We start from the raw sequence: 6,122 nt of genomic DNA on the forward strand, positions 1-6,122 counted from the left end.
GCACACCTGTTGTACTCCGATCCACGATTACAAGATCGTCGCAGCGGGGTCTTATTCGTCGGACCACACGAACCTTTTCTTGCCTATGTTTCGGATGTGCTGCCAAGTTTGGGAGAGAACGGCGTCCAGACCACAACGGTGGGCGGACTCCTGTCGGAAGGCGCAACAGCCTCTCCAGAACACCAGACCGAGGTCGCAGAAATCAAATCCCGACTCAATATCGTCAGCGTCATGGAAACAGCGGTGGGATTATATGAACAACCACCCGTGGCCGACCTATTAATCGAAACGCCATGGGCAGACCTTCGACTCAGTACCGAAGACTGGGCCGAGGCGTTCCGAACACCCGGACCAGATCTTGTCCACAATGACGCACGCGACGAAATCTGGGAAGCACTCATCGAAATCGCCGTCGATAAAATTGCCACAGCCGTGGATCCTGACGACGCAGAGCATCCCGAATTGTGGCGGAGTCTGATCACTAACCAGCAATTGCGTGAAACCTTCGTGCGCGCCTGGCCACTGCTGCGTGCCGAAGACATCGTGGGTGATCTTTTCACGGTGCCCGCCTATCTGCGAATGTGTGCACCAACGCTGACCGACCATCAGGTCCAGGCATTACAGCGGACCGAAGCCCAGGCATGGACCCAATCCGATCTGCCACTGCTGGATGCTGCACGACGCCGGATCGGGGACCCACAAGCCTCGAAACGTCGACGCGCCCGTGAACGCGCGCTGGCGGCTGAACGTGCGGCAATGTCCCGGGTCATTGAAGACTTGGTTGCTGCAGACGACTCTGATCTACAGCTGATGTCCACGTTGACCAGCCCAGACATGCGCGAGAAACTTGATGACGACGCGTTACCCAGCCGCAAGACTGTTCCACTGGACGGACCATTTCAACACATAGTGGTCGATGAAGCACAAGACCTCACCGACGCTCAATGGCAGATGCTGCTGGCACGCTGCCCGTCACGGAGCTTCACGATCGTGGGGGACAGGGCACAGGCGCGCCACGGATTTACGGAAACATGGGAACAACGTCTCAATCGCGTGGGCTTGGACCGGGTTGAACAGGCAAGCCTGACGATCAACTACCGGACACCACAACCGATCATGGATGCCGCCGAACCGGTCATCCGCCAGGCCATCCAAGACGCCAATGTGCCAACCTCTATTCGACCCTCTGAGGGACCGGTCCGTTACGGTACGGTCGATGAACTGGAGACCGTGCTCCACACCTGGTTGACCGACCACGATCAGGGCGAGGGGATCGCCGCGGTGATCGCCACGGACACCTCCAGGGTGCTACCGAACTCGCCGCGAATACGACTCCTGACACCGCAGCTGGCCAAGGGACTGGAATTTGATCTGGTCGTCCTGATCGACCCGGCACACTTCGGCACCGGCATCGAAGGAACCGTAGACCACTACGTCGCCATGACCCGAGCGACCCACCAACTCGTGATCCTGAACAGTTGAGTCCAGCGAACTTTGTGGTGCAAATGTCACGATGTTAGACTGCCCGGCATGTGTATGACAGTTATGGCAATGATCCGGTTGCGCCGCGCTTAGCAGCGGGCCAACCGAATAAACTTCCCGCTGCTCCGAGAAGCCCGTTGGGCGCTGCATTGTCGCGCGCCCGGAAGATTGCTACCTCCCGGAGTATCCTGTTATGCCCACATATCGTGGCGGCCGTCATGAACACGGCCAAAATTTTCTCACTGACCATACGATCATCGACCAGATCGTTGATCTGGTTGCTGCCTCCACCGGCCCAATTATCGAAATCGGCCCCGGCCGAGGCGCTCTCACATTCCCGCTGCAGCAGCTGGCCCGACCCCTAACAGCCATTGAGATTGATGCTCGCAACGCCAGTTGGCTCCAGAAGCGCAGCAATGGCAACACCACTGTTATTCACGATGACTTCCTGCAGTGGCACATGCCCACCACCGAACATACTGTGGTCGGCAATGTACCCTTTCATCTCACGACGGCAATACTTCGGCGGGTGCTGCACGCTGCCGACTGGACTCATGCCGTGCTGTTGGTGCAGTGGGAAGTCGCCCGACGGAGGGCCGGCATCGGTGGCGCAACTATGATGACCGCACAGTGGTGGCCGTGGGTCGACTTTCGCCTCGAGACTCGGGTGCCCGCAACCGCATTTACCCCGCGTCCCAACGTCGACGGAGGCCTGTTAGTGATGTCGCGGCGGCCCGAACCGCTGGTGTGCGCGAACGACCAATCAATGTATCGCCGGTTTGTACACGCCGTTTTCACTGGCAAAGGTCACGGCCTTGCGGCCATTGTGAACCGCCTCATCCCGCCGGGGCGGCGTCAACGGAGAAAACTTTGGTTGGCTGATGAGGGGATCCATCCTCGAGCACTACCCAAAGACCTCACCGCGCAGCAGTGGGCCAAGTTGTTTCGCACAGCCCTGGAACACGGCTGGTCGGCTGGGCCAGCGAGAAAATAACGTCACGTCGGTCGCAGCGGTGCGCGTACCATCTGCTCTAGGCAGAAAACCTGCCGGAGCAGGGCACCGGCTGGATACGGTGAAAACATGGATGATTACACGGCTCGCCGACCGGGACGCCCGTCTGGGATCACGACCGAACCTCTGTGGCGGGAGGTACTGGGTGCCCGTCTGCGTCGCTTGCGAAAACACCGCAAACTTACCCTGACCCAGCTGGCTCGGCGTGCTGGTGTGTCTCCGCAGTATCTTTCAGAGGTCGAACGCGGTCGAAAGGAGCCTTCTTCTGAGATGATCGCGGCGATTAGCGGGGCACTGGGCATCTCGCTGTTAGAGCTCACCGTTCAAGTGACCGATGAGTTACACCGGACCGCTCGCACTACCATCGAGTTGGCTCGATCTGCCGCTGGTCCGGCTGTGGCCTTATTCGACGACGAGCTCGACGCGGAGCTGTCCTTGCCAAGCCTGGCCTCCGTCTCACCGGACGGGACTGCCTCCTGGCATCGCACCACAGAACAATTGTCGTTGGTGGCCTGATCCTGCTGGACGGCTCCTTAGTTGTGCCAAGGATGATGATTCGTTAACCGACGTAGGATGGTGTTTCAGGCCGAGAATGCAGGACTTCATCGATCAGTCCGTATTTACGTGCGGCTTCAGCGGTGAATACTCGATCACGATCCGTGTCTTCACGCAGTGTGGCTACTGACTGTCCCGTGTGTTCAGAGAGGATCTTCTCCATCTCGCCGCGAACTCGGACAAGTTCATCTGCATGCAGGATTAGGTCCGGAACTGCTGCGCGACCGGTGTTCAGCGCAGGTTGGTGCAATACGATCCGGGTATGGGGGAGCATGGCACGACCACCGGGTTCGCCGCCGGCTAGTAACACTGCACTCACTCCGAAAGCTTGGCCAACACAGGTGGTTGCTACCGGTGCTTTAACGTATTGCATCGAATCATAGATGGCCAGCATGGCCGAAGGGTCACCGCCCTCGCAATTGATATAGAGACTGATCGGCGATGTCGGATTGGCAGACTCCAAGTGCAACAGTTGCGCAATCACGGTGTTGGCCACTCCGGCGTCGATTGCAGTACCCAAGTAGATGATGCGTTCGCTTAGCAGCTGCGAATATACGTCCATGACTCGCTCACCGCGACCATCCCGGGCGATGACATTGGGGATCGGATAACTGCTCATCGTTGTTCCTCCGTATCAATTGTGTGCTCAGGAAAGGACAACCGGGAGGTCAAACCGGTGGGCCGGCGCAATCCTGGCGGTGCGATCTGGCTGAAATCCGTGACGATTGCATCCACGAAGCCGTATTCCAATGCTTCTTGGGCGGTGAACCAGTGGTCTCGCAGTGAGTCTTCATAGACCCGCTGTGGTGACTGTCCGGTATCTTCGGCGATCAGCCGCAGTGTGGTGTCCCTGGTGTGCCGGAGGTCTTCGGCCTGAAGCTCGACATCCACTGCGGTCCCGCCAATGCCGCCAGATCCTTGATGCAGCAGTACCTTGGCGTGTGGCATGGCATAGCGTAAGCCGGGCGTGCCAGCAGATAAGAGGAACTGGCCGGCGCTTGCGGCCCACCCCAGCGCAACAGTGCTCACCGCACACGGGAGAGACTTCAGAATATCCCGGATTGCCAGCATCGCCGGTACCGAGCCGCCCGGAGAATGAATCCACAAGGCAATAGTTTCGTCTGGTGCATCGGCCGCCAGCGTGAGCAGCTGCGTCATGAGATGGGTGCCGTTGTCGTCATTGAGTTCGCCGTCTAAAACCAGCACTCGGCGGTGGGCAAGTTCCTGACGGTGGCGTTCGGTGAATATGCGTTGATCCGTATCTTGTGTCATATTTCGATCTTGCTCGTACGCGGATCACGGTCTCCAGGAATGCTGCTGGCAGCTGTGCTGCTCAGAGCAGCACAGCTAAACTCGTCACACGAATGGACATCTTGTGAAAGGCTTTTGCCTGAACGTGTTTCTGCAGCTGCCCAGTTGAGAACCATCCTGAGGCAGCGAGCAGCACCAAACGAAAAATGGTCTGGCGAGGGAGCCTGGCGAGAATCGGTCAGTCAAGATGTATGGGATGGTGAAACGAGAAACCCCATTGGCACCACTTGGAACCTGTCGAGTTTGAGGTGGGGGCAGGAGTTGAACCTGCGTGCACGGCCTTGCGGGCCGTGACCTAGCCTCTCGGTCACCCCACCGAAACGCAGTGATAGTCTCACTGCGCCACCCATGTTACGTTTGGCCTATGACAGGTGCAAATGGTTTATCGGATGAATTCCCAAGGGCTGAAACGGTTGATGATTTTGTGCGTAATGTGGCTTCGGTTCGTGCTCGGATTGCTGCCGCCGCGCACCGCGTTGGCCGTGACCCAGCGGAGGTCCGGCTACTGCCCGTGAGCAAAACGGTGCCTGAAGACCGTCTGCGGCTGGCCGTTGAAGCCGGACTGCACCTGCTGGGTGAAAATCGTGTCCAGGAAGCGACCCGAAAATATCACGCCATGAAAGATTTGGACGTGGAATGGTCTATCATCGGCAACCTGCAAACGAATAAAGCACGCGATGTGGCAGCATATGCCGCAGAGTTTCAAGCGTTGGACCGGTTGCGGGTGGCAGAGGTACTGAACCGTCGTCTCGAAGCTGCCGGCCGGACCCTGCCGGTCTTCGTGCAGGTCAATACGTCGAATGAGCCGCAGAAGTATGGGATCCAGCCAGACGAGTTGCCTGAGTTTCTTGCAGCTCTTGGCCAATATCCCACGCTGAAGGTCCAAGGCTTGATGACCCTGGCAATTTTTAGTTCGGATGCGCAACGAGTTCGAGAATGTTTCATTGTGCTGCGCACGCTGCGAGACCGGATGCGCTACGAGGCGCCCGAGCTTATTGGTCCAGGCGAATTATCCATGGGCATGTCCGGAGATTTCGAGATCGCGGTAGAAGAGGGGTCGACGGTCGTGCGCGTCGGTCAAGCAATTTTTGGAGCACGTTCCACACCAGATAGCCACTATTGGCCGGGCATGGCATAACGGGGCGATGTTTCAGAACTGATCCCAGGAGGCTGACCCATGAGGTATATCGGATTGCTGCGAGCAGTGAACGTCGGTGGAAAAAACACCATCCCAATGGCTGATCTACGCAGCGCGCTACAAGACATCGAACTGGACCACGTGCGCACTTACATTCAAAGCGGCAATATGGTCTTTGACTCAGACCTGACCGAAGACGCCGTGCAAGACCGCATCGAGCACCAGATTCAACAGCGCTTTGGTTTCCACATCGATGTCATCTTACGAACGGTCACCGAGTTTGACCGGCTTATCGCAGACCTCCCCTTTGCTGGGGCGAGCGAGCCGGCTTCGTCGGCTTCGAGCCCAGTAGGAGTCAGCGTTGCCTTCCTCAACGAGCCACCGGACCCAGACGCCGTTGCGGCACTTGATCGATATCCCAGCCCAGGGGAGCAATACCGGGTTGTCAGTCGTAACGTGTATTTGTTGCTGCCCAACGGGACCGCCCGGTCCAAACTGGTTGCCCAAGTGCAAAAGCTGGGACCACGAGTGACCGTTCGCAACTGGAAGACCGTCCAGAAGTTGCAGGCCATGGCGGCCGCCGACCAGAACGATGCTTGAGCGTCAGGTTCAGTTTCGTTGTGG

At 58.1% G+C, this 6,122-nt stretch carries 7 protein-coding genes and 1 tRNA gene; 5 read left to right on the forward strand and 3 right to left on the reverse strand.

Going from position 1 to position 6,122, the window contains the following annotated elements:
• The 3 genes from K8V32_RS08810 to K8V32_RS08820 all read left to right on the forward strand — a co-directional run.
• On the forward strand, positions 1-1,482 hold a 1,482-nt coding region (locus tag K8V32_RS08810; RefSeq protein ID WP_303905978.1), incomplete at its 5' end, for a HelD family protein.
• Positions 1,483-1,675: 193 nt separating this feature from the next.
• Complete coding sequence (gene erm, locus K8V32_RS08815) at positions 1,676-2,476, forward strand: 23S ribosomal RNA methyltransferase Erm (protein ID WP_303905981.1); 801 nt, start codon at positions 1,676-1,678, stop codon at positions 2,474-2,476.
• A gap of 87 nt (positions 2,477-2,563) precedes the next feature.
• The gene (locus K8V32_RS08820) at positions 2,564-3,010 is read left to right on the forward strand and encodes a helix-turn-helix domain-containing protein (RefSeq protein WP_303905983.1); all 447 of its coding nucleotides are present in this window, start codon (positions 2,564-2,566) and stop codon (positions 3,008-3,010) included.
• A gap of 43 nt (positions 3,011-3,053) precedes the next feature.
• On the opposite strand, the gene K8V32_RS08825 is transcribed toward K8V32_RS08820, so the two are convergent.
• The 3 genes from K8V32_RS08825 to K8V32_RS08835 form a co-directional block, all read right to left on the reverse strand.
• On the reverse strand, positions 3,054-3,668 hold the full coding sequence (locus K8V32_RS08825) for a ClpP family protease (protein ID WP_303905986.1): 615 nt from the start codon (positions 3,666-3,668) through the stop codon (positions 3,054-3,056).
• On the reverse strand, positions 3,665-4,321 hold the full coding sequence (locus K8V32_RS08830; RefSeq protein WP_303905989.1) for a ClpP family protease: 657 nt from the start codon (positions 4,319-4,321) through the stop codon (positions 3,665-3,667). Before K8V32_RS08830 ends, K8V32_RS08825 begins: the two co-directional genes overlap by 4 nt.
• A 285-nt stretch (positions 4,322-4,606) precedes the next feature.
• Positions 4,607-4,677, reverse strand: a tRNA-Cys gene (locus K8V32_RS08835).
• Positions 4,678-4,724: 47 nt separating this feature from the next.
• On the opposite strand from K8V32_RS08835, the gene K8V32_RS08840 reads away from it, so the two are divergent.
• Positions 4,725-5,498 carry a YggS family pyridoxal phosphate-dependent enzyme gene (locus K8V32_RS08840; RefSeq protein WP_303905992.1) on the forward strand — a complete coding sequence of 258 codons (774 nt, stop codon included), beginning with the start codon at positions 4,725-4,727 and terminating at the stop codon, positions 5,496-5,498.
• Between the two features lie 39 nt (positions 5,499-5,537).
• The gene (locus tag K8V32_RS08845; protein ID WP_303905994.1) at positions 5,538-6,098 is read left to right on the forward strand and encodes a DUF1697 domain-containing protein; all 561 of its coding nucleotides are present in this window, start codon (positions 5,538-5,540) and stop codon (positions 6,096-6,098) included.
• Positions 6,099-6,122 lie beyond the last annotated feature (24 nt).

The sequence above is a fragment of the Enteractinococcus helveticum genome, assembly GCF_020742345.1.
GTDB lineage: Bacteria > Actinomycetota > Actinomycetes > Actinomycetales > Micrococcaceae > Yaniella > Yaniella helvetica_A.

Bases quoted from the DNA above. Each gene is read 5' to 3' on its own strand.
- erm (WP_303905981.1), top strand. From the start codon at position 1,676: ATGCCCACATATCGTGGCGGCCGTCATGAACACGGCCAAAATTTTCTC.
- K8V32_RS08820 (WP_303905983.1), top strand. From the start codon at position 2,564: ATGGATGATTACACGGCTCGCCGACCGGGACGCCCGTCTGGGATCACG.
- K8V32_RS08825 (WP_303905986.1), bottom strand. From the start codon at position 3,668: ATGAGCAGTTATCCGATCCCCAATGTCATCGCCCGGGATGGTCGCGGT.
- K8V32_RS08830 (WP_303905989.1), bottom strand. From the start codon at position 4,321: ATGACACAAGATACGGATCAACGCATATTCACCGAACGCCACCGTCAG.
- K8V32_RS08840 (WP_303905992.1), top strand. From the start codon at position 4,725: ATGACAGGTGCAAATGGTTTATCGGATGAATTCCCAAGGGCTGAAACG.
- K8V32_RS08845 (WP_303905994.1), top strand. From the start codon at position 5,538: ATGAGGTATATCGGATTGCTGCGAGCAGTGAACGTCGGTGGAAAAAAC.